The sequence below is a fragment of the Leuconostoc sp. genome (genome assembly GCF_965300815.1).
Map to the genome: position 1 here is coordinate 1,679 of NZ_CBDKZH010000147.1, position 999 is coordinate 2,677.

The 999-nt window shown below is 44.1% G+C and carries 1 protein-coding gene; it reads left to right on the forward strand.

The features are described 5' to 3' along the window. The coding region (locus ACW12G_RS07440; protein WP_455647657.1) for an amidohydrolase at positions 1 to 734 on the forward strand (734 nt) is incomplete at its 5' end. Positions 735 to 999: the final 265 nt, after the last annotated feature.

Sequence of the window (999 nt, forward strand, 5' to 3'; positions counted from 1 at the left end):
CACTGGCCGGTGTATCTGACATCATTGGTGTGCACGTGATGACTAGTATTCCCACGGGGACAATTGCCTATCACACAAAGGAATCACAAACTGGTCGCTCAAACTTTGATATTGTCATTACTGGTGCGGGTGGTCATGCTTCCATGCCACATCTGACTAACGATGCCATTGTTGCAGCGAGTTATTTTGTCACTACGTTACAAACAATCGTTGCTCGTCGTGTTGATCCCTTTGATACGGCCACAGTCACCATTGGCTCGTTTGACGGGGTAGGAAGTTATAATGCCATTAAAGATCAGGTCACGTTAAAAGGGGATGTGCGGATGATGAAAGAAAGCACCCGTCTCTTGATTCGTGACCAAATCGACACGATGGCCAAAGGGTTAGCCACAACATTTGGTGTGACAGTTGAGGTGACATATGATGATAATTACCCCGTTTTGTTTAACGCAGAAGCCCTCACAAATTTTGCGATGACTGCCATTTCTAACCAGCAACTACCAGAAGTGCAGCAAGTCATTGATTTAGGGCCACAAAGTCCCTCAGAAGACTTTTCTTATTATGGTGAAGTTGTGCCAGCAACGTTCTTTTATATTGGCGCCCAACCCCAAGACGGGGGTAATTACCCGCATCATAGTCCACAATTCAAGATGAATGAGGACAGTATCTTAATCGCTGCAAAGGCGGTTGCGACGGTTGCATGGCATTATTTTGATGACGCAGTCGCGCGTTAAATCTCGCTAAGCATATTGATTTTAGATTAGCCGATGATGCGCTATAATGAGATTTGTGAGTAAGAAAAACTCATTTCCGTTCAGGCAATTTAGAAAGGAGCATAACACATGATGCTATGTGACTGGACCGCAGCGTGCTGCAAGACAGGGCGTTTCTGAAGAAAACCCTGCATAAGATAACTTGTGATGGTTGCGTTACTCATGACTTAAGGTTAAAAGATATGGCAGACAAACTTTATCAGATAATTGACGGTAAAATGACAAT